The organism is Peribacillus sp. FSL R5-0717 (assembly GCF_038002945.1).
Taxonomy (GTDB): domain Bacteria; phylum Bacillota; class Bacilli; order Bacillales; family DSM-1321; genus Peribacillus; species Peribacillus frigoritolerans.
In genome coordinates this window covers 249,743-268,456 of sequence record NZ_JBBOOF010000001.1, presented here as the reverse complement: position 1 = coordinate 268,456, position 18,714 = coordinate 249,743, and the positions used below count along the sequence as shown (strand labels likewise).

The following is an 18,714-nucleotide window of genomic DNA, read 5'->3' as shown; positions in this document are numbered from 1 at the left end:
TTCGAGTTCATTAAACTTTATATAGGTATTTATCCTTTTTTTTGATTTTTAAAACATGGGTAACTATATATTCGTAATTACCAAAAAATAAAAGTATACTAAATATAAAGACAATACTAAAAAGGAGGGGGAGTGTGAGTTGAAAGCAGCGGTATGGTTCAGGAAAAGTCTCGTCATTTTAGTATCCGTTTTGACGTTTGGTCTTGTTACTCCTTCAGATCTGGCGTGGTTAGCGGAAGCCGATTCGTTAAAGGATACTAAAAAAGGCATAGTGGAAGAAGAGGGATTAGCTTATCTTCCTTCGCAGGATTCGAATGAACTTGAAGAGGAATTCAACCGGGAGGAGTTTTTATCGGACATCCTGAATAAGGCAGAGGAAAACGCATTTATGAAATTTGGCGATAAGATCAATCCAAAAATTGGCAATGAATTCAAAATGGTCATATTACCAAAAATGGAAGAAGCCATTACAGAAATGGCTGCACAATTTCCGGATGAAAAATTACAGCAATTAACCATCACTGAGCAGCCGAGTGCCGGCAGGTCCGAGAAAATATTCCATATTTATGATTCAAACAGCGGCAAGGATATCATCAGATTCCATGTAAGGCAGGAAAATCCCCCATTGGAAGGACATTGGTTCGATTTTCACTATCATACCCATCATGATTCATTTGCCACCCATTATAATATAGGGAAAATATATTGGGATAAAAATACGCCGCCACAGTGGACGAGTAAACAAAAGCTCTCATAGTGGTGGGTTTCGTTGATTTTATTTAAGTGGAAGAGTATGATGAAATGAAACTTAATTAGCATCGAATGATACGTTGTCCTGCAACGTATTTATTTTGTGTTTAAACTTAAAGTAAAGTTTTTATCATAACTGGGAACAATGTTATTTTAAAAGGTTTTCTAATTTTGCTGTTATAGGAACAGAGGAGTCTTTATCATGTCAGAGTTGTTAAATAACATCGTGCAAACGTATGCTCAATTTTTTGACTGGCATATGTGGGTGGAGGTTTTATCCGATCCGGTTAGCTGGGGATTGATTGGAACGCTCGTCTTAATGGAAGGATTACTATCAGCGGATAATGCTCTGGTATTAGCTATAATGGTCAGGCACCTTCCTGAAAAACAACGGAAAAAAGCATTATTTTACGGTTTGTTAGGTGCTTATGCTTTTAGATTTATAGCGATTGGAATCGGTGTTTTCCTCATAAAGCTTTGGTGGGTGAAGGTGATTGGAGCCGCCTACCTTGGTTGGCTCTCGTTTAAATACTTTAGGGATAAAAGAAAAAAACAAGCTGGGATCGACGAAGATATCCAGGGAATGAGTAAAAACAGCTTACTGATCCGAATGTTTGGTACTTTATGGGGAACGGTTGCGGCAGTGGAATTGATGGATATAGCATTTTCCGTCGATAGTGTCTTGGCCGCTTTCGGAGTGAGTGAAAAAGTCTGGGTCCTTTTGACAGGCGGAATGATTGGTGTCTTGATGATGCGGGGAGTGGCCGGAGTATTTCTAAAATTGATAGATAAGGTTCCAGAATTGGAAACCGCCGCTTATGTCCTTATCGGATTCATTGCAATAAAAATGTTAATGGCAGTTGCAGGGATCGAAATCCCGCCTGCGATCTTTTTTGTCTTTATATTACTGATTTTCGGCACTACAATCGTGTATCATTTGAAGAAAGGGAAAAAGGTCAAGGAACATGGCTGAGCGCCATTTAAAAAGCTGTCATCAAAATATAGTAGAATAAATGAATACATTGGAACAACGGGGACGGAAAATTGAATATAGAAGTTGGCTATTTCCCGAAGAGATATTATGACTCAAATCCTGATGCTGGAGGTTTTTTCCCGTTTGCAATAGAAGGCACTACACCATATGTTTTCTCAATGGATGGCTTTTATATACCAGAATGTGATCAAAATTTCCTGCCATTATGGATGAGAAATATTAAAGCATTTCCACTTTATTTTTGTGCTGAGGTTTCTTCTTATTGCAATTGCAAAGATGAGTTTGAACATAATTGCAAGGAATTCAATATCAGTTATAGATACTTAACTAACCGATAAGTTGTTACTGAAATCCAGAATGAAAAGCAGTTTCAGGAGATTTTCCCTTTCTATATTACTCTTGGTAGTGGGAATGATTTAGTTTTATGGTCCACAAACAAAGATGTATTTAGTGTAGAACAAAGAGAATGGAAAGGAAATTGGGAAGGGAAAATTGCAGGAACAGTAGTGGTTAAAGTAGAAGTCGATACAAGTATTTTTTGGATTGGCTATGATGGAGATAACATTGCGGTTATCTCAAGTCAATCGTATTTCGCAACATATAAAAAAATAATCAAGACTTTTCCCGATTTTGTAGTTCCAAAGCTATGTAAGTACGAGTAATTTCAAAAGTTAAAATGATTATGAGACCTCTGATAAGAGAATGGCTCATTTATTTGAACAAAAACAACAATATTATTTAACATAACCAAAATTTAAACACAAGTTGATTGAAGTGGAAGGTGCGAGACTCCTGCGGGAAAAGCGAGTCGAGGGTAGACCCCACAGTCGCAAAAGCGCCGAGGAGGCTACCGGACCGCCCGCGGAAAGCGAGTGCCTGGAGCGGAAATCAACGTCTAAATTGTGCTCATATAAAAAAACTGTAGGCAAACTTGATTTTTCATCGAGGTTGCCTACCCGTCTAAAGCTGACATCAAAAATGATGTCAGCTTTTTTTATGGAAAATATCAAGTATTTGAAGAAGAGCGGTAAATGTAGTGAAAAAAAGCAAAGGCAATAAAAAGTTAAGCCATAGAGAAGACAGTAGCGGATGCAGCAGTATGCCGAAGAAAATGGAGAACAGAAAAAGGTCGAGAATGATAAACACTTTTAAACTGTAAATATCAAGGACTTCTTCAGCAAGTTCATGTTGCTCATTCAAGATGGCTTTTTTATTATTGGTTTCCATGCGATCACCTTAAACCTTTTACGATTATATATATTTGATATATGAAAACCGCGGATCAATGGTTCTTCTCAGGATGAATGTGCAACCAAAATTACCAAAAAAACATAGAACTTTTACATTTAGACAATATGTTATACTAATATAATAGTATGTAAGATTTAGAGATTTTAAATAACATATATTTTCTTAACGATACATGAAGAATGAAGAAAGGGGAGAAGAGTATGAAAAGGAAGAAATGGTGGTTATCCATATTTGCATTGTTTGTCTTTTTACTCTCAATGCTCTCCTATTCATTAGCGAAAGATGATGGGGTAAAATGGCGGAATTTACCCAAAGATAATCTTTTAAGACAAGCTGAACTTTTTAAGGGAAATAAAGAATTGCAAAGAATATTTTTATTTCCAGAAGAGGAGTACGATCAAGGGGAAGCACTGAAAATTGCTGGAACCATTAATAAACTGCCTCATTCACTTTTGGTGAAAACAGCGGAAAGTGGTGTGAGGATCAAACTATTCGATGGCGATATAACGGAAAATCAATCCGCGGCTAAATTAAAGGGGAAAACTCCGCGTGGTTATTTGAATAAAGAAACAACTTGGGATGATGTGCCTGGTATGGGCGGATCCCATACGGTATTGGTTAAAATCGGGGCGAGTGACAAGGGCAACGGGCATGGCTCGGTTAATTTGGAACTGCATGAGCTGGGGCACTCCATTGATAATATAGTGTTTAATGGAATCCGTGAAGACATGGATTATTTAAAGATTTGGGGTAAGGAAGTGGATGGGCTGTTTCCTGGGATTACGTATTTTTCCAACTACCCTGAGGAATATTTTGCAGAAACGTTCGCCATGTTTTATGTGAACAATGAACAAAATCAATTGCTTAGACAAAAAGCACCCGAGACTTATAATTTTATTAAACAATTAGATTAAACATTGGGCAATAATACGTTAAAATAAGGAGAATGAAAGTAGAAAAGGTGGTTTATCATGAAGCAATATTTAGATTTATGTAAGCATGTACTCGAAAATGGAACGCAAAAAGGTGATCGTACGGGGACAGGAACGATCAGTACCTTTGGATATCAAATGAGATTCAATTTAAAAGATGGATTCCCTGTACTTACAACGAAAAAGGTTAGTTTAAAAGCGATTATCCATGAACTATTATGGTTTTTGAAGGGTGATACAAACGTTGGGTACCTTCAGGAAAACAGTGTGCGCATCTGGAATGAATGGGCGGATGAAAAGGGGGAATTAGGTCCGATTTATGGTCATCAATGGCGTTCCTGGGGAACGGCCGATGGAAGGCAAATCGACCAAATCAGTGAATTGATCGAACAAATCAAGACGAATCCAAATTCAAGAAGATTGATAGTCAGTGCTTGGAATGTTGGGGAACTGGATGAAATGGCCTTGCCGCCTTGCCATGCTTTCTTTCAATTCTATGTTGCTGATGGCAAGCTTTCATGTCAGCTATACCAACGTTCAGCGGACGTCTTCTTAGGTGTTCCTTTTAATATAGCTTCGTATGCGCTTTTAACGATGATGATCGCCCAGGTGTGTGATTTGGAAGTTGGTGAATTTGTACATACTTTCGGGGATGTCCACATCTACTCTAACCACCTTGAACAAGTGGAACTGCAGTTGACTCGTGACCCGAAACCATTGCCAATCATGAAAATCAATCCGGATGTGAAAAATATCTTTGATTTTAGCTTCGAGGACTTCGTTTTGGAAAATTACGAAGCCCATCCCCATATAAAAGGTGAGGTTAGCATATGATATCGTTGATAGTGGCTATGGATCAAAATCGTGTGATAGGTAAAAACAATAAACTGCCATGGCATTTACCGGCAGATCTGCAGTACTTTAAAAAAGTGACGATGGGCCATCCAATCGTCATGGGGCGAAAAACATTTGAATCGATCGGCAGGGTCCTGCCTGGCCGCGAAAATGTCATCGTCACCCGCAATCAGGAATTTGAAGCGGAAGGCTGCGTAGTATTACATGATATTGCACAAATCAAAATGTTCGCAGATAACCATGAAGCGGAAGTCTTCGTAATTGGCGGAGCCGAAATCTTCAAGGAAATCCTTCCTTTTACCGACCGCCTGTATATTACGGAAATTCATGAAACTTTCGAAGGGGATACTTTCTTTCCCGAGATTGATGAAAATGAATGGGATGAAATCTCCTCAAACCCAGGCAACATCGATGAAAAAAATCGATTTGCACATGATTTTATTATTCTACAAAAAAAATAAAGTGCTAATCCGATTATGGGGAAATGACCATAATCGGATTTTTTTGGTATGGGACAACCAAAAGAAAGAATTTTTAGAAAAATCAATTACATTAATAACAGTAAAGTGCTATAATGATTGAATTCATCAGAAAGGAAATGAGGGATTGTTATGAATCAGACTGCATCTAAGAATAGGGGGATTCAATTGGAAGACATTCTAATTGCCTATAGAGAACTGAAAGAAATCGTTTTACATACACCTTTACAAAAAAATCAGAGGCTCTCTGAAAAATATGATTGTAATGTTTATTTAAAACGCGAGGACTTACAACACGTACGTTCCTTTAAATTAAGAGGGGCTTACTATAAAATGAAAAGCCTGACCGAGGAAGAGACGAAGAACGGAGTCGTTTGTGCCAGTGCAGGAAACCATGCACAGGGTGTTGCTTTTTCCTGCAGCCAATTGGGCATTCACGGGAAAATTTATATGCCTGCTACAACTCCAAGGCAAAAAGTCGATCAAGTTCAGCTATTCGGCAGGGATAATGTGGAGATCATCCTAATAGGGGATACATTCGATGATGCATTTGCCATGGCGATGGAATGCTGTGAAAAAGAAGAGCGTTCCTTTATCCATCCATTTGACGATGAAAAGGTAATCGCCGGGCAAGGTACAACGGCTGTAGAAATCCTGAACGATTGTGAAGATGGAATCGACTATGTATTTGCCGCTATGGGCGGCGGCGGGTTAATGGCCGGAGTATCGAGTTATTTCAAATCGGTTTCCCCAAATACGAAATGCATTGGAGTTGAGCCGCAAGGTGCTGCTTCGATGGAATACTCCTTCAAGGAAGGAAAAGTATCTGAACTCGAAAAAATAGATACATTCGTTGATGGAGCAGCTGTCAAGTGTGTGGGACAGTTGACATATCAGCTTTGTAAGGAAAACCTGGAAGATATCGTTGTCGTACCTTCAGGCCAAATCTGTACGACGATTCTCGATTTGTATAATCAGCATGCGATTGTCGCTGAACCGGCAGGTGCTATATCTGTAGCCGCGTTGGATTCATATAAAGAACAAATCAAAGGAAAAACGGTTGTTTGCATGGTCAGCGGAGGGAATAACGACATTGGGCGCATGCAGGAAATTAAAGAGAAATCCTTATTATATGAAGGGCTGCTTTATTATTTTATCGTGAATTTTCCACAACGTGCTGGCGCTTTAAGGGAATTCCTTGATGAAGTGTTAGGACCGAATGATGATATAAGCCGTTTTGAATATACGAAGAAAAATAATAAAGAAAGCGGGCCGGCCCTGGTTGGTATAGAGCTAAAAGATAAAAATGATTATGAAGGGCTCATCCAAAGGATGAACAAGAAAGGATTCTCTTTCGTAGAGGTCAATAAAGACAGTAATTTATTTCACTTGTTGATTTAAACATGGATAAAATGTTAAATTAGGATAGAATAATACCTATGTTTTTACATTTTATCTGCCGGCCCAGTCGTATATGGGCATACTGTCGATAATTGTTACCATTCTATGACGAATTGCCAGTTCCCTTTCAATTGGTTGGAAATGGTATTATAATCGGAGTAGGTCTAATTACAACACCAAAGGGGATGTATCCATGTCGAACATTGGAGTACCTGGTCTAATTCTAATCTTAATTTTGGCATTAATTATCTTTGGTCCGAAGAAACTTCCAGAAATTGGCCGTGCTTTTGGACAAACGCTTCGTGAGTTTAAAAAATCCACAAGTGATTTAACAAAAGGTGATTATGAAGAAGATAAGAAGCTACAACAAAAAAATCATGAATGATTGAATGCTGGGCGTAAGATGGAATCGTCTTGCGCCTTTACGCTGTAACAAAGATACGGATTTTCAGATGAAGGCGTGATCAACTTTGGAAGATAAGGAATTAAATATCATCGATCATCTCGATGAATTGAGAAAACGGCTCATCATTACAGCTGTTGCTTTTGTCATCTTTTTTATCGCCAGCTTTATTTATGTTGAGGAGATTTATAATTGGTTCGTGAAAGATCTCGATTTTGACCTGATGGTATTGGGACCGAGTGATATTATCTGGATTTACTTCATGCTTGCAGGTGTCGTAGCCATTGCGGCAACGATACCGGTAATTGCCCTGCAAATCTGGTTATTCGTTAAACCCGCTTTGATGCCAAATGAAGTGAGGGCGACCCTTGCCTATATTCCAGCACTTTTCCTGCTTTTTATCGGAGGGCTTGCTTTCGGTTATTTTGTCATCTTCCCGACCATTCTTCAATTTTTGATTGAATTGGGTGATGGGATGTTCATAACCAGTTTTACAGCTGATAAGTACTTTTCATTCGTATTTAATATGACGATACCTTTTGCTGTTTTATTCGAGCTTCCTGTCGTTACCATGTTTTTGACCTCCCTTGGCATAATAAATCCTTATGTGCTTCAAAAATTAAGGAAGTATGCATACTTTGTACTTGTTGTCATAGCGATATCGATTACGCCGCCTGACTTTATGTCAGACTTTATGGTGATGGTTCCATTGCTGTTATTATACGAAATCAGTATTTCATTATCTAAAGTCGTCTATAAACGAAGGGTGAGACGTGAAAGCTTGCGGGAAGACACCTACGAGGAAGGTTTATAAGAAGAAGCCCATAATGGCATTTTGCCCTTATGGGTCTTTTTTTTATGATTATCAATCTGATTTCTCTGTTTTTTTACACATTTGAATATTTATACTTTTGGATTTATTGTGTATAATGTAAGCAATCGGTTAAAAATGAGGATTGATATTTTGATGTTCAAATGCTTGGAATTCAAAGATTGTTTTGGACATAAGGTCACCATTTCAGAAATACCTGTCTTACTGCCTAGTGATCCGAATTTTTTTATGTTGACCGTGCGTTTGGAAGTATTTGTTAAGAAGGTTTTTGCCAATAAAGATCATAAAGAAAATTACTCATTTAAGCATTATTTAGCATCCGTACTCAAATGGCCCGTTTACAACAAGCTTTTTTTTGGAAGTTTACTCAATAATGCTTAATGCGGATTGTTCCATAGCTAACATCTCCGTTAAAAGAGATGACACGAATGCCATGCAATATCGAATGTATCGGCATGTGTTCAGGTTAGCTCATGGAACGGTCTTTTTTTGTGTAATCATTTCAAAAGATAAGTATCACTTCAGTCGAAAAATGAAACCTTTGGTTTGAATGCTTACCTTGAATAGGTATAATACAATAGATATGTTAATTTAGGGATGTGTAATGATGAATAAAGTAAAGATAGTAACAGACTCGACAGTAGATATGACACCAGAGGAACTGGAATTTTATGATATTACAATGGTCCCTTTATCGATCTTTATAGATGGGGAGACTTATTTGGATAAGGTCGAAATCGAACAAGAAGAATTCCTGAAAAGGATGAACCAGTCAAAAGAACTGCCAAAAAGCTCACAACCGGCCGTAGGTACCTTTGTGGAGGTATATGATGAACTCGGAAAAGACGGCAGCGAGATTATTTCCATACATATGACAGGTGGCATGAGCGGTACTGTTCGTTCAGCGGAAAGCGCAGCTAGCATGTCTGAAACGAAGGTTACCGTTCTTGACTCGAAATTCATTTCAAAAGCGATGTCATTTCAGGTGATCGAGGCAGCGAAGATGGCGAAGGAAGGAAAATCCGTAGCCGAGATAATTGAACGATTGGAACATATTAAAAAGCAGTCAAGTTTAATCATTGTCATAGAAACACTTGATAACCTCGTTAAGGGTGGAAGGATTGGAAAAGTTTCTGCTTTTATCGGTTCATTGCTGCACATAAAGCCGATTGCACTTCTTGATGATGGTGTACTGAACCCTGTATCCAAAGCCAGGAGCCAGTCACAGGTCGTCAAGTTCATCATCAAGAAATTCAAAGAAGAGACTCAAGGCAAAAAGATTAGAGGCATCGGTTTTGTACATGCGAATGGCCTTGAAATAGCGGATAAGGTCCGCCAGGCCATTGCAGACTTAACAGGATATCAAGACATAAAGATTGAAGCAACGACTGCCGTTGTCAGTACCCATACAGGTGAAGGCGCCATGGCGATCATGTATTATTGGGACTGATAAGGATATCCCATATGAAACTGCGTTTGGCGGCGGTTTCGTCACTTTTACAATTGTCTTTAATTCGTAGAAATAGTTGCTGTCCTCATTCCGGATGGTCTGTTAGAATATATGAAGTAACAGAATATTTTATACATAAAGGACGGGGTAGGGATGAGAAAGCTGCAATTGCTTATGGCAGCTATGGGAGCATCAATTTTATTGCTGTTGACAGCATGCGGTTCCAATGGTGTACCTGATGCCAAAAATTGGGACCTTGAAGACTTCAGTTATATCGATCAGGAGGGGAAGCCTTTCTCAAAAAGCGATCTTAAAGGAAAGGTTTGGGTAGCGGATTTTATATTCACGAGCTGTGAGACGGTCTGTCTCCCCATGACTTCGAATATGACGAAGCTGCAGCAGCAATTGAAGGATGAAGGGATTAAGGATGTAGAGTTCGTTTCATTTTCCGTGGATCCGGAAATTGACAAACCTGATGTTTTAAAAAAATTTGGTGACCAATTTAATGTGGATTACGGCAATTGGCACTTTCTGACCGGTTATGGACAGGAAGAAATCGAGCAGTTTGCATTGGAAAACTTTAAAACGATCGTCAAAAAACCAGAAGCGGAAGATCAGGTGATTCATGGGACCAGTTTTTTTCTGATGGATCAAGAAGGAAAGATCATCATGGATTATACAGGTCTGCAGGATATTCCGTTTGATGAAATCATTAAGCATATTAAAATTTTACAGAATTATTGAACAGGTTAAATGACCTGTTCTTTCTGTTTTCATCCATCTTAATTACCTGGCTTTATCGATGGTGAAAATGAGCAATAAGTTTTTGAAGAAACAGCGGTAGTGAAGAATGATTTTACATGCTAAGTAACATGCTAATTTTTATAGGACTAGCTTTAATTCACAGCGTTTTTCATATTGTATAGTAAGGAATGCTCAATTTTGGAAGTACAATGAAGGTATATTGTTTGCAATTTTTCGTTTTCTGCATGATATAATATATGGGTAGGAAGGTGAGGGTCATGAGGTACAAAATCACCTGTCTTTTCATATGCCTAGTTTGGATTTCAGGCTGCAGTCAAAATGAAACAGCCTCAAATCAGCCATCTGTTCAGCAGAAAAGCATAGTTGAGCTGAGTAAAAAGGAAACCATTCCTGCCAGCTTTTTTCCGGACCCTGTGAAAATCGTGTCAATTGGCGACTCCTTGACTCAAGGTGTCGGTGATAGTAAAGATAATGGCGGGTATCTGCCTTATTTACAAAATAAGCTGGAAAAAGAACCATCGATTACTTCCGTTGAGATGATTAATCATGGCATACGTGGAAATAGGACCGACCAACTATTGAAAAGACTGGATAAGACTAGGATTAAAGAGGACATAAAGCAAGCTGACTCGATTGTCGTCACAATCGGTGGAAATGATATCATGAAGGTCTTTAAACAGAATTTCTCCAATCTGGAACTGAATCAGTTTGATTCGGCAAAAATAGGGTATGAAAAAAGATTAAGGCAGATACTTGATAAGGTTCGCTCCGAAAATGATTCTGCGCAAATATACCTTGTAGGCGTCTATAATCCATTTTCCAAATGGTTCGGAGATTTTTATGAACTTGATATGATCATGAATGATTGGAATGAAAGTGGAAAAGAGATCATTGAAGAATATGATTCAGCATATTTTATTGAAATAGCAGACATTTTCGAGAATCCCGAAGAAGATTTGCTTTATGCCGAGGATTATTTTCACCCAAATGACCGCGGATATGAATTAATCGCGACAAGAATTTATAATGATATGGATATTACCACTATCGGAAAGGACACATTGGAAGCGAGTGCCAAAGGAGATGATGACCAAGAATGACAAATGTCAAATGGAAGACTTTGTTTATTTCCCTATTAGCCTTAAACATCCTGGTCATCCTGTTTGTAACGATTTTAGTTAATCTGCCGACTAAAGATAAAGAGCTGATACCCAAAGTAAGCCGCGAAGAAGATATCCAATTTCAAATTCACACGAATCGGGAAGATTTGACAAGGTTAATCAACCAGTATCTGGATAAAGAGGGGTTAACGGGATCCATTCACTATGAAGTGTATTTAACGGATGAGGTGGAGCTATACGGAACAATGCCATTTTTCAACCGTGAAGTGGAAATGAAATTGACTTTTGAACCAATTGCCCAAAAGAATGGGGATTTGATTCTTAAGCAAAAATCAATTGCAGTCGGTAAAATGAACCTTCCTGTTTCATATGTAATGAATTTGATTAATGAGCGATATAATATGCCTGAATGGGTTAGCATAAGCCCCAATGATAAAAGTATTTATGTGTCATTACAGGATATGGAACTGAAAAGCGATATAAGGGTGAAGGCGAAAGAATTCGATCTGAAAAATGATGACATTTCATTTTTATTGACCATCCCATCATCATTACAGTGATCGTGAATAAATGGATAAAAAACCAGGATCGATGCATCCTGGTTTTTTATTTATGGGGAGAGCGTTAGGGTTTCTAGTGAGGATGATTCCCGATTCGAACCGATTATATAAATGGTAGAGGAAGTATTTTCTTGAAATGCTTTGTTTGGCAACGGGAGTGCGATTTCTTTTGTTCCAGCTTTCCTCACTTCGAAGTCAACTATCATGGGATGAATAGTGAGATATTCGCTTGCTTTCCTGAAATGGAGTTGATCAAAGACGACATCTCCGCCTTTGACCGCAATGTCCACCGAGGGTAAATCATGTGAAAGCTGGATGAATCGGACCTTTGCTTCATTTGGAGGAACAGATGGGTTATCCTCGAAAGGTAAAATTTTCAACGATTCGTTAGCCACGGTAGGTGCTAGAGCAATGGTATAGGAAGCTCCGATTTCGAGAGCCACTTTACAGCTTAATAGAGGTGAGGTGTTTTGCCCACTGCGGTATATATCCAATTGGTACTTGCCAGGGGGCAGTGGTGAATAACCATTGCACTCTTTATACGAGAAATTTTTGAGGATACGCATTTCATTTACATGAACATCAAATGGGTGAGCTGTTGGGGCAGCATGTAAGAAGCGGACTTGTGCAGGCATTAGGACAGTTATTTGTTCATTTCTATATGTTGAATTTTCGAGACTTTTCAAATGTTTATGGTAATAATAATCATGAAATTCCGAATCGCTGTTTTTATAAGACGATAGTAAATCATATGTTTCCGATCTTTGTGGATATGATTGTTTATCGCTCATTTCCAACACCTCTCATTTTTCCATCATGTTGTTAACATATGTAATCATGCTTGGGCGTGTGTCTCCTTTTTAAAAAGAAAGGTAACATTTTCGTGAAAAGGCTCTCGGCATATTATTTTACAGGGGTATATAAAAACGTTAAAATGCATTCAATGGATGGTTTGTAAAAAAGGAGGATTTTCATTGACAAAGCAATTAGAGAAAGCAACATTCGCAGGTGGATGTTTCTGGTGCATGGTGAAACCGTTCGATGAACAGCCCGGTATCGAATCCGTTATCTCGGGCTATACAGGCGGGACTACGGAAAATCCCACGTACAAAGAGGTTTGTTCTGAAACCACGGGACATTATGAAGCTGTTCAGATCACCTTTGATCCAAACGTATATCCATATGAGAAGATAATTGAGTTATTTTGGCAGCAAATTGATCCGACAGATCCTGGCGGGCAATTTTATGACCGGGGAACTTCTTATCAAACGGCCATTTTTTATCATGACGAAAACCAACGTGAAATTGCAGAAGCATCCAAAGCTAAGCTGCAGGCGAGCGGGAAGTTTTCCGGACCGATCGTAACCCCGATTATACCTGCCAAAACGTTTTATCCAGCCGAGACATACCACCAGCATTACTATAAAAAGCAACCTGAACATTATGAAAGATATTCGATTGGCTCAGGACGCAAAGCATTTATACAACATCACTGGGGGGAAAAAAATGAAAAGTAAAGAAGAATTAAAAAAGAAACTCACTCCGATTCAATATGAAGTCACGCAAAATAATGGAACGGAACCAGCCTTTAACAATGAATATTGGAATTTGAAGGAGGAAGGATTATATGTTGATATCGTTTCAGGCAATCCTCTTTTCACTTCAAAGGAAAAGTTCGATTCAGGCTGCGGTTGGCCAAGCTTCACTAAACCGCTTAAAGAAGAGGAAGTGGTGGAAAACCTCGATACGAGTTATGGTATGAGAAGGATCGAGGTCCGCTCAAAAACTGCCGATTCTCATCTGGGACATGTTTTCAATGACGGGCCGGGACCGTCAGGATTACGCTATTGCATCAATTCTGCATCATTAAGGTTCATCCCGCTCCAAGATCTTGAAAAAGAGGGATACGGGGAATATAAAAAGCTTTTTGATTGATTGGAAAACCCCCTATCAGATTATGATAGGGGGTTATTTATTGAGTAATATTCAATCTGTGATGATTGACGCGATCCGGACATATGGAATGTCGGTCAGGTCCATTGCTTTAGTCCTGCCAGTCACCTCAAAACGGACAGTATGTGAACCGGGGCGAAGTCCATTAGTGACAAATAAATATCTTTCACGGGCAAATGGCCACCATGTATTCAAAGTCGTGATTTCATTTCCGTCAATCCAGACATTCACTTCCCCGCCATCAGGACTTCTAAGCAGTTTCACACCAAGCATGCTCCCTTTGAAGGTATATTGAATCACACTGCCCTTTTCACTACTAGTGAAATAGCCGCCCATTGGCCGGAAACCGCTCATTTTTTCATAGTGGTCAATTTCCGATAATACAAAACCGGAACGGGCATGCAGCTTAGTTGGAAGACCCGCTATAGCCTTCTCTTGTTTGATGTTATCCAGGAACCGTTCATAAATGGCATCGGCATATAATTTATACCCCAGCCCATTTGGATGTACCAAATCTTTGGTCAGCTGTTTTTCCGTATATCCTGAATTTTTGAATATCGGCCGCATATCCACATTTGTAGCACCATAATGTTTGGATAAAAGGCCGATAGCTGACGCAAATTCCTCATATTTCAAGGAACTCTCTGTTATTGTGAATAACTCAGCATTAGGGTGGAGCCGTTTTGCCTTTCTCATTAACGCTTCATATGTCATGGTAAAATCATCGACATTCATATATTTGCGGTCATTTTCACCAAAAACGAAGAAAATCAGATCTTTATGATCATGCTTCCTACTTTGGGAAAGCTTGAATAGGCCCTCAAAAGCAGTTGATCCGCTTTGGACCACGTAGTCACCGTGTAACGGAATATCATTGGCATCATTCATCTTATTTTCTAGCTGTTTGAACCATGTTCGATTAGGATTTTCAGCTCCCGATCCTCTTCCGATACTGTCACCAATGACGAGATACTGAATGGGCTGGCCTGATTGGAATTTTTGATAAACATTTATCGAATCATCTGATCCATATGTTTTAGGAACTTTTTGAAGGATATAGCTGATTAGAAGGATCGTGGCGATTGCAGCGAAAGGGATGAAGGATTTTGCGTTCGTTTTCAATTATGTTCCCCCGTATTGCCTTTTATGTATCCATGTAGGTATGAGATAGCTTAAAGAGGCTAAGAATTGTTTTTTCCTTATTATATCCCAATTTTAAAGTAACACAATAAATTTGTGACAATTTTCATGGTTACTCGTGGGATTTCAGCCATTGAATGAATAACGCTTAAGATGGTGTTGATTGAAGTTTTTTCTTAAATCCAAAAAAATAGGCAAATGCACAGACCAAGGCGGGCGTATCGACATATGGTAAGGTGTAAAGAGAAATAAGAATTCTAAAAGGAGTGAAACTTAATGTACGGATATGGTGGAAATGTTGCAGGACCAGGATTTGGTTATGGTGGCGGTGGATACGGCGGCTGTGGATACGGCGGCGGCGGCGGTTGCTGCGGATTTGGATCAGGCTTCGCATTAATCGTTGTCTTGTTCATTCTATTGATTATCATCGGCGCTTCATTCTGCTGCTAATACGATAACCTAAAGACCAGCTGATAAAGCTGGTTTTTTCTTTATGTAAGGAAATTGGTGGTTTGACGGTGGACCTTTCTGATTCCATGGTTGTTGACTGAATCGTCATGGATAAATCCAGGTAAACATGGGACAGGCGATACATAGCCATTCCTTTATTAAATCCTGATTTCAGTACATCGGGAATGACGTGAGAATTCAAAGAAACTAGCTCGGTGAATGACATACGATAAAGGACTTAGTTTTCTTTGTAAACCATTTCTGCTAAAATAACGACAGAATGTAATTAATTTAGGGGGATAAAGATATGAAACCTTCCCGTTTACAAGCAGGGGATGAAATTCGCGTAATTGCTCCTTCTAGAAGCTTGGCGATTGTCAAAGGGGAACAACGCAGATTGGCAGAAGAAAGATTGACTGAGCTTGGTTTTAAAGTGACATATGGTAAAACGGTTTTGTTCCATGATGACTTTTTCTCGAATTCGATCGAAGACCGGATCGAGGATTTGCATGATGCGTTCAGGGATCCGAATGTTAAAGGGATTTTCACAAGCATCGGGGGGTATAACGCTAACCAATTGTTACGGTATATCGACTATGATTTGATTAAGGAAAATCCAAAAGTGTTGATGGGGTATAGTGATATAACCGCCATTTTATTGGCCATTTATAATAAAACAGGCTTAACTACATATTCAGGTCCTCATTTCTCGACGTTCGGGATGAAGGCTGGTCTGGAATATACGATGGAATATTTTAAAAAGGCTGTAATTGAAAGTGAAGGCTTTTATCTTGAACCAAGTGAAACGTGGAGTGATGATTCTTGGCATTTGGAACAGGATGACAGAACTTTCCACCCGAATGCTGGATACATGGTCATTCAGGAAGGTGAAGCTGCCGGGACAATCATTGGGGGAAATCTTTGTACACTCAATCTATTACAAGGAACAGAGTACATGCCATCGTTAAAGGACAGTATCCTTTTCATTGAAGATGACGAAGAAAGCCATCCATTCAGTTTTGACCGGGATTTACAATCCTTGCTCCATCAGCCAGGTGCAAGTGGGATTAAAGGAATCGTCATCGGCCGTTTCCAAAAGGATTCAGGAATGACTGAATATGCTTTGCAGGAAATCATCGCCTCCAAAAAGGAGATAAGTGGCATACCCGTGATCGCTAATGCCAACTTTGGTCATGTTCATCCTTTTGTAACTGTGCCGGTTGGTTCAAAAGCAGTAATGAAGGTGAAGAACGGAAAAGCGACGATCCAGATCCATCCATGAACAGTTTGAAGACGCCGTTCAAAAAATGGACGATGTTTTAATCTGTTAGAGATATCTATGAATATGGTTTGCATTATGGTGTATATTAGGAGTCTTTCCTCTTGTCAGCCCTGGAAATTGTCCTATTTTACAAGCATTATTAGGGAATATGAGTCTAATAGTTCAAATTCTTTATTTTTCTGATATAATACTAAGAGATTTAAAATAGAAAAGGTGATTATGTGTTATTAACAATTCCAGCATCCATTCGTTTAGAAGGGGCTTTGGCCGAGTATAATAAAAAAGGCCGTGTGAGCCATACATGTTCCGTTTGTAACGAAGACACTTCTAACGGGGATGCAAGTAACTTGAACTACTATAAGTTAGGAACTAAAAAAGTTTGTCATTCCTGCATGAAAAATGTTTTGCGTCATCCGTCTTTAAAAGAGTATGAATATGTACATACTTCAAATATCGATAAAACGGCTTTTTATAAAAATGTGTTGGCTGTTTTAAAGGATGAAAGTTTTTTGGAATCCATTCGTGAAGAAAAACTAAATAGCGTATTATAAGAAAAAAGTGTATCTCTCGCGGATACACTTTTTTTGTCGCCATTTTTGGAAAATCACCCATGAAACCAAGAAATTATCCGTATACATGCTTAGGCCAATTTCCTTAGCAAGATTGCCTTCATCTGGACATACACTTTATTATATGGCATTTGTTTTTAAAGAGAAGGAGTGTGTGGGCTTATGGAGCAGTCTTCATTGATCAAACCGGTCCTGGGAGGAGCCTACCCGACTATCAGTCATGGTCAGGGAGTGTTTTTATACGATAAAAATGGAAAGGATTACCTCGATGCTTCTTCCGGTGCCGTTACAGCCAATATTGGCCATGGAGTCCAGGAAATCATTGAGGCGATGGTAAAACAGGCTAAACAGGTTTCGTTTGTGTATCGTTCCCAATTTACCAGCGATGCTGCAGAGAAACTCGCCGGAAAAATTGCAGAATTGACCAAAGGGGAACTGACATACAGCTTTTTTGTAAACAGCGGCTCCGAGGCGACTGAAACGGCATTGAAAATTGCCATTCAGCATTGGCAGGAAAAAGGGAAGCCAAAGAAACAGAAAATCATATCGAGATGGATGAGCTACCATGGCATCACGATGGGAGCTCTTTCAATGTCTGGACATCCGATTCGCCGGGAACGCTTTACTCCTTTGCTTGAATCATATCCTTCTGTATCTCCTCCATATTGTTACCGATGTCCACTTCAACTTGACCAACATACTTGCGGAATGGCCTGTGCTTCGGAATTGGAAGCATCAATCCGGCGCATTGGCAGTGAAAATATAGCGGCGTTCATTGCAGAACCTGTTATCGGCGCAGCCGGAGGGGCCATTGTTCCTCCTGACGGTTATTTTCAAAAACTCAAGAAAATCTGCGAAGAGAATGATATTTTATTCATTGCGGATGAAGTAATGACCGGATTTGGACGTACCGGTAAGATGCTTGCTTCCGAATATTGGGATGTGGAACCTGATATCGTGACATTAGGTAAAGGTATGAGTGGGGGGTATACCCCAATAGCGGCAGCAGTAATGACCAAAAACGTGATGGAACCCATAATGAAAGGATCGAAGTCAATTATAGGAGGTCATACTTTAAGTGCAAATCCGTTATCGTGTGCGGTATCTTTGGCGGTTTTAGACTATGTCGAAAGGAATGAACTTGTCGAAAAATCAGCCGACAGGGGGAATTACCTGATTAGGGGCCTGAAAAAGTTGGCAGGGAGGTATTCCTTTATCGGTGATATACGCGGGAGAGGTTTATTGATTGGCATCGAATTTGTCCTGGATAAAGCAACGAAGGCCCCATTTCCGAAGGATGCAGATGTGACCAATGAAATCATTGAATTGGGAATGAGAAACGGAATCCTTCTTTATCCCGCAGCTGCAGGCCTTGACGGTGTAACCGGGGCAGCACTCATCATCTCCCCGCCGCTAACGATATCGGAAGAGGAGTGTGCTGAATTGTTAATGAGGGTCGATATAACCTTTGGGCAATTTAATGAATCGATAGGTAAACGATCATCACAACAAGGAAGTGAGTCATAG

General features: G+C 39.4%; 23 protein-coding genes. 20 read left to right on the top strand and 3 right to left on the bottom strand.

What is annotated here, in order from left to right:
- The first annotated feature begins 139 nt into the window (after positions 1 to 139).
- The 3 genes from NYE65_RS01285 (at position 140) to NYE65_RS01275 (ending at position 2,082) form a co-directional block, all read left to right on the top strand.
- Positions 140 to 757, top strand: a complete 618-nt coding sequence (locus NYE65_RS01285; protein ID WP_340859584.1) for a YpjP family protein — start codon at positions 140 to 142, stop codon at positions 755 to 757.
- Between the two features lie 195 nt (positions 758 to 952).
- Positions 953 to 1,723, top strand: coding sequence for a TerC family protein (locus tag NYE65_RS01280; RefSeq protein ID WP_340859583.1), 771 nt, complete (start codon positions 953 to 955; stop codon positions 1,721 to 1,723).
- A 71-nt stretch (positions 1,724 to 1,794) separates the two neighbouring features.
- Positions 1,795 to 2,082 (top strand): hypothetical protein, encoded by a 288-nt coding sequence (locus tag NYE65_RS01275; RefSeq protein WP_340859582.1) that lies wholly within the window; start codon positions 1,795 to 1,797, stop codon positions 2,080 to 2,082.
- A gap of 646 nt (positions 2,083 to 2,728) precedes the next feature.
- On the opposite strand, the gene NYE65_RS01270 is transcribed toward NYE65_RS01275, so the two are convergent.
- Complete coding sequence (locus NYE65_RS01270; RefSeq protein WP_048686776.1) at positions 2,729 to 2,971, bottom strand: hypothetical protein; 243 nt, start codon at positions 2,969 to 2,971, stop codon at positions 2,729 to 2,731.
- Between the two features lie 224 nt (positions 2,972 to 3,195).
- Between NYE65_RS01270 and NYE65_RS01265 the strand changes: the two genes are divergently transcribed.
- The 11 genes from NYE65_RS01265 to NYE65_RS01215 all read left to right on the top strand — a co-directional run bounded on the left by NYE65_RS01265 (position 3,196) and on the right by NYE65_RS01215 (position 11,793).
- Complete coding sequence (locus tag NYE65_RS01265) at positions 3,196 to 3,909, top strand: anthrax toxin lethal factor-related metalloendopeptidase (protein ID WP_328143954.1); 714 nt, start codon at positions 3,196 to 3,198, stop codon at positions 3,907 to 3,909.
- 57 nt (positions 3,910 to 3,966) lie between these two features.
- Positions 3,967 to 4,761 carry a thymidylate synthase gene (locus NYE65_RS01260; RefSeq protein WP_048686772.1) on the top strand — a complete coding sequence of 265 codons (795 nt, stop codon included), beginning with the start codon at positions 3,967 to 3,969 and terminating at the stop codon, positions 4,759 to 4,761.
- Positions 4,758 to 5,243, top strand: a complete 486-nt coding sequence (locus NYE65_RS01255; protein WP_057277318.1) for a dihydrofolate reductase — start codon at positions 4,758 to 4,760, stop codon at positions 5,241 to 5,243. Before NYE65_RS01260 ends, NYE65_RS01255 begins: the two co-directional genes overlap by 4 nt.
- Positions 5,244 to 5,393: 150 nt before the next feature.
- The gene (gene ilvA, locus NYE65_RS01250; RefSeq protein WP_034307560.1) at positions 5,394 to 6,662 is read left to right on the top strand and encodes a threonine ammonia-lyase IlvA; all 1,269 of its coding nucleotides are present in this window, start codon (positions 5,394 to 5,396) and stop codon (positions 6,660 to 6,662) included.
- A gap of 193 nt (positions 6,663 to 6,855) precedes the next feature.
- Positions 6,856 to 7,047, top strand: a complete 192-nt coding sequence (gene tatA / locus NYE65_RS01245) for a twin-arginine translocase TatA/TatE family subunit (RefSeq protein ID WP_034307557.1) — start codon at positions 6,856 to 6,858, stop codon at positions 7,045 to 7,047.
- Between the two features lie 85 nt (positions 7,048 to 7,132).
- Positions 7,133 to 7,879: a twin-arginine translocase subunit TatC gene (tatC, locus tag NYE65_RS01240; RefSeq protein WP_034307555.1), complete on the top strand. Its 747-nt coding sequence runs from the start codon at positions 7,133 to 7,135 to the stop codon at positions 7,877 to 7,879.
- Between the two features lie 135 nt (positions 7,880 to 8,014).
- On the top strand, positions 8,015 to 8,278 hold the full coding sequence (locus tag NYE65_RS01235; protein WP_306804680.1) for a DUF2535 family protein: 264 nt from the start codon (positions 8,015 to 8,017) through the stop codon (positions 8,276 to 8,278).
- A gap of 226 nt (positions 8,279 to 8,504) precedes the next feature.
- Positions 8,505 to 9,347: a DegV family protein gene (locus tag NYE65_RS01230; protein ID WP_328176898.1), complete on the top strand. Its 843-nt coding sequence runs from the start codon at positions 8,505 to 8,507 to the stop codon at positions 9,345 to 9,347.
- 153 nt (positions 9,348 to 9,500) lie between these two features.
- A complete protein-coding gene (locus tag NYE65_RS01225) occupies positions 9,501 to 10,091 on the top strand; it encodes an SCO family protein (protein ID WP_340859581.1) in 591 nt (196 codons plus the stop codon).
- 278 nt (positions 10,092 to 10,369) lie between these two features.
- Positions 10,370 to 11,212, top strand: a complete 843-nt coding sequence (locus tag NYE65_RS01220) for an SGNH/GDSL hydrolase family protein (protein ID WP_063590834.1) — start codon at positions 10,370 to 10,372, stop codon at positions 11,210 to 11,212.
- Positions 11,209 to 11,793 carry a YpmS family protein gene (locus NYE65_RS01215; RefSeq protein ID WP_057277322.1) on the top strand — a complete coding sequence of 195 codons (585 nt, stop codon included), beginning with the start codon at positions 11,209 to 11,211 and terminating at the stop codon, positions 11,791 to 11,793. Before NYE65_RS01220 ends, NYE65_RS01215 begins: the two co-directional genes overlap by 4 nt.
- 50 nt (positions 11,794 to 11,843) lie before the next feature.
- Here NYE65_RS01215 and NYE65_RS01210 read toward each other — a convergent pair whose 3' ends face one another.
- A complete protein-coding gene (locus NYE65_RS01210) occupies positions 11,844 to 12,584 on the bottom strand; it encodes a DUF4397 domain-containing protein (protein WP_340859580.1) in 741 nt (246 codons plus the stop codon).
- A gap of 183 nt (positions 12,585 to 12,767) precedes the next feature.
- On the opposite strand from NYE65_RS01210, the gene msrA reads away from it, so the two are divergent.
- Together msrA and msrB are read left to right on the top strand one after the other, a co-directional pair.
- Positions 12,768 to 13,310, top strand: a complete 543-nt coding sequence (msrA, locus tag NYE65_RS01205; RefSeq protein WP_340859579.1) for a peptide-methionine (S)-S-oxide reductase MsrA — start codon at positions 12,768 to 12,770, stop codon at positions 13,308 to 13,310.
- Positions 13,300 to 13,728, top strand: a complete 429-nt coding sequence (gene msrB / locus NYE65_RS01200; protein ID WP_034307536.1) for a peptide-methionine (R)-S-oxide reductase MsrB — start codon at positions 13,300 to 13,302, stop codon at positions 13,726 to 13,728. The genes msrA and msrB overlap by 11 nt, the downstream gene beginning before the upstream one ends.
- Before the next feature lie 51 nt (positions 13,729 to 13,779).
- On the opposite strand, the gene NYE65_RS01195 is transcribed toward msrB, so the two are convergent.
- On the bottom strand, positions 13,780 to 14,868 hold the full coding sequence (locus NYE65_RS01195) for a GDSL-type esterase/lipase family protein (RefSeq protein ID WP_340859578.1): 1,089 nt from the start codon (positions 14,866 to 14,868) through the stop codon (positions 13,780 to 13,782).
- A 294-nt stretch (positions 14,869 to 15,162) separates the two neighbouring features.
- Between NYE65_RS01195 and NYE65_RS01190 the strand changes: the two genes are divergently transcribed.
- From NYE65_RS01190 to NYE65_RS01175, 4 genes are all read left to right on the top strand, one after another.
- Positions 15,163 to 15,336: a YjcZ family sporulation protein gene (locus tag NYE65_RS01190; RefSeq protein ID WP_340859577.1), complete on the top strand. Its 174-nt coding sequence runs from the start codon at positions 15,163 to 15,165 to the stop codon at positions 15,334 to 15,336.
- Between the two features lie 307 nt (positions 15,337 to 15,643).
- The gene (locus NYE65_RS01185) at positions 15,644 to 16,618 is read left to right on the top strand and encodes a S66 peptidase family protein (RefSeq protein ID WP_328176902.1); all 975 of its coding nucleotides are present in this window, start codon (positions 15,644 to 15,646) and stop codon (positions 16,616 to 16,618) included.
- 221 nt (positions 16,619 to 16,839) lie between these two features.
- Positions 16,840 to 17,169, top strand: a complete 330-nt coding sequence (locus NYE65_RS01180; RefSeq protein ID WP_034307530.1) for a hypothetical protein — start codon at positions 16,840 to 16,842, stop codon at positions 17,167 to 17,169.
- A 180-nt stretch (positions 17,170 to 17,349) separates the two neighbouring features.
- Positions 17,350 to 18,714, top strand: a complete 1,365-nt coding sequence (locus NYE65_RS01175) for an aspartate aminotransferase family protein (protein WP_340859576.1) — start codon at positions 17,350 to 17,352, stop codon at positions 18,712 to 18,714.

Excerpts from the sequence above, each read along its gene's own strand:
- NYE65_RS01280 (WP_340859583.1), top strand. The coding sequence starts at position 953 with ATGTCAGAGTTGTTAAATAACATCGTGCAAACGTATGCTCAATTTTTT.
- NYE65_RS01270 (WP_048686776.1), bottom strand. The coding sequence starts at position 2,971 with ATGGAAACCAATAATAAAAAAGCCATCTTGAATGAGCAACATGAACTT.
- NYE65_RS01265 (WP_328143954.1), top strand. The coding sequence starts at position 3,196 with ATGAAAAGGAAGAAATGGTGGTTATCCATATTTGCATTGTTTGTCTTT.
- NYE65_RS01260 (WP_048686772.1), top strand. The coding sequence starts at position 3,967 with ATGAAGCAATATTTAGATTTATGTAAGCATGTACTCGAAAATGGAACG.
- NYE65_RS01255 (WP_057277318.1), top strand. The coding sequence starts at position 4,758 with ATGATATCGTTGATAGTGGCTATGGATCAAAATCGTGTGATAGGTAAA.
- ilvA (WP_034307560.1), top strand. The coding sequence starts at position 5,394 with ATGAATCAGACTGCATCTAAGAATAGGGGGATTCAATTGGAAGACATT.
- tatA (WP_034307557.1), top strand. The coding sequence starts at position 6,856 with ATGTCGAACATTGGAGTACCTGGTCTAATTCTAATCTTAATTTTGGCA.
- NYE65_RS01235 (WP_306804680.1), top strand. The coding sequence starts at position 8,015 with ATGAGGATTGATATTTTGATGTTCAAATGCTTGGAATTCAAAGATTGT.
- NYE65_RS01230 (WP_328176898.1), top strand. The coding sequence starts at position 8,505 with ATGAATAAAGTAAAGATAGTAACAGACTCGACAGTAGATATGACACCA.
- NYE65_RS01225 (WP_340859581.1), top strand. The coding sequence starts at position 9,501 with ATGAGAAAGCTGCAATTGCTTATGGCAGCTATGGGAGCATCAATTTTA.
- NYE65_RS01220 (WP_063590834.1), top strand. The coding sequence starts at position 10,370 with ATGAGGTACAAAATCACCTGTCTTTTCATATGCCTAGTTTGGATTTCA.
- NYE65_RS01215 (WP_057277322.1), top strand. The coding sequence starts at position 11,209 with ATGACAAATGTCAAATGGAAGACTTTGTTTATTTCCCTATTAGCCTTA.
- NYE65_RS01210 (WP_340859580.1), bottom strand. The coding sequence starts at position 12,584 with ATGAGCGATAAACAATCATATCCACAAAGATCGGAAACATATGATTTA.
- msrB (WP_034307536.1), top strand. The coding sequence starts at position 13,300 with ATGAAAAGTAAAGAAGAATTAAAAAAGAAACTCACTCCGATTCAATAT.
- NYE65_RS01190 (WP_340859577.1), top strand. The coding sequence starts at position 15,163 with ATGTACGGATATGGTGGAAATGTTGCAGGACCAGGATTTGGTTATGGT.
- NYE65_RS01185 (WP_328176902.1), top strand. The coding sequence starts at position 15,644 with ATGAAACCTTCCCGTTTACAAGCAGGGGATGAAATTCGCGTAATTGCT.
- NYE65_RS01175 (WP_340859576.1), top strand. The coding sequence starts at position 17,350 with ATGGAGCAGTCTTCATTGATCAAACCGGTCCTGGGAGGAGCCTACCCG.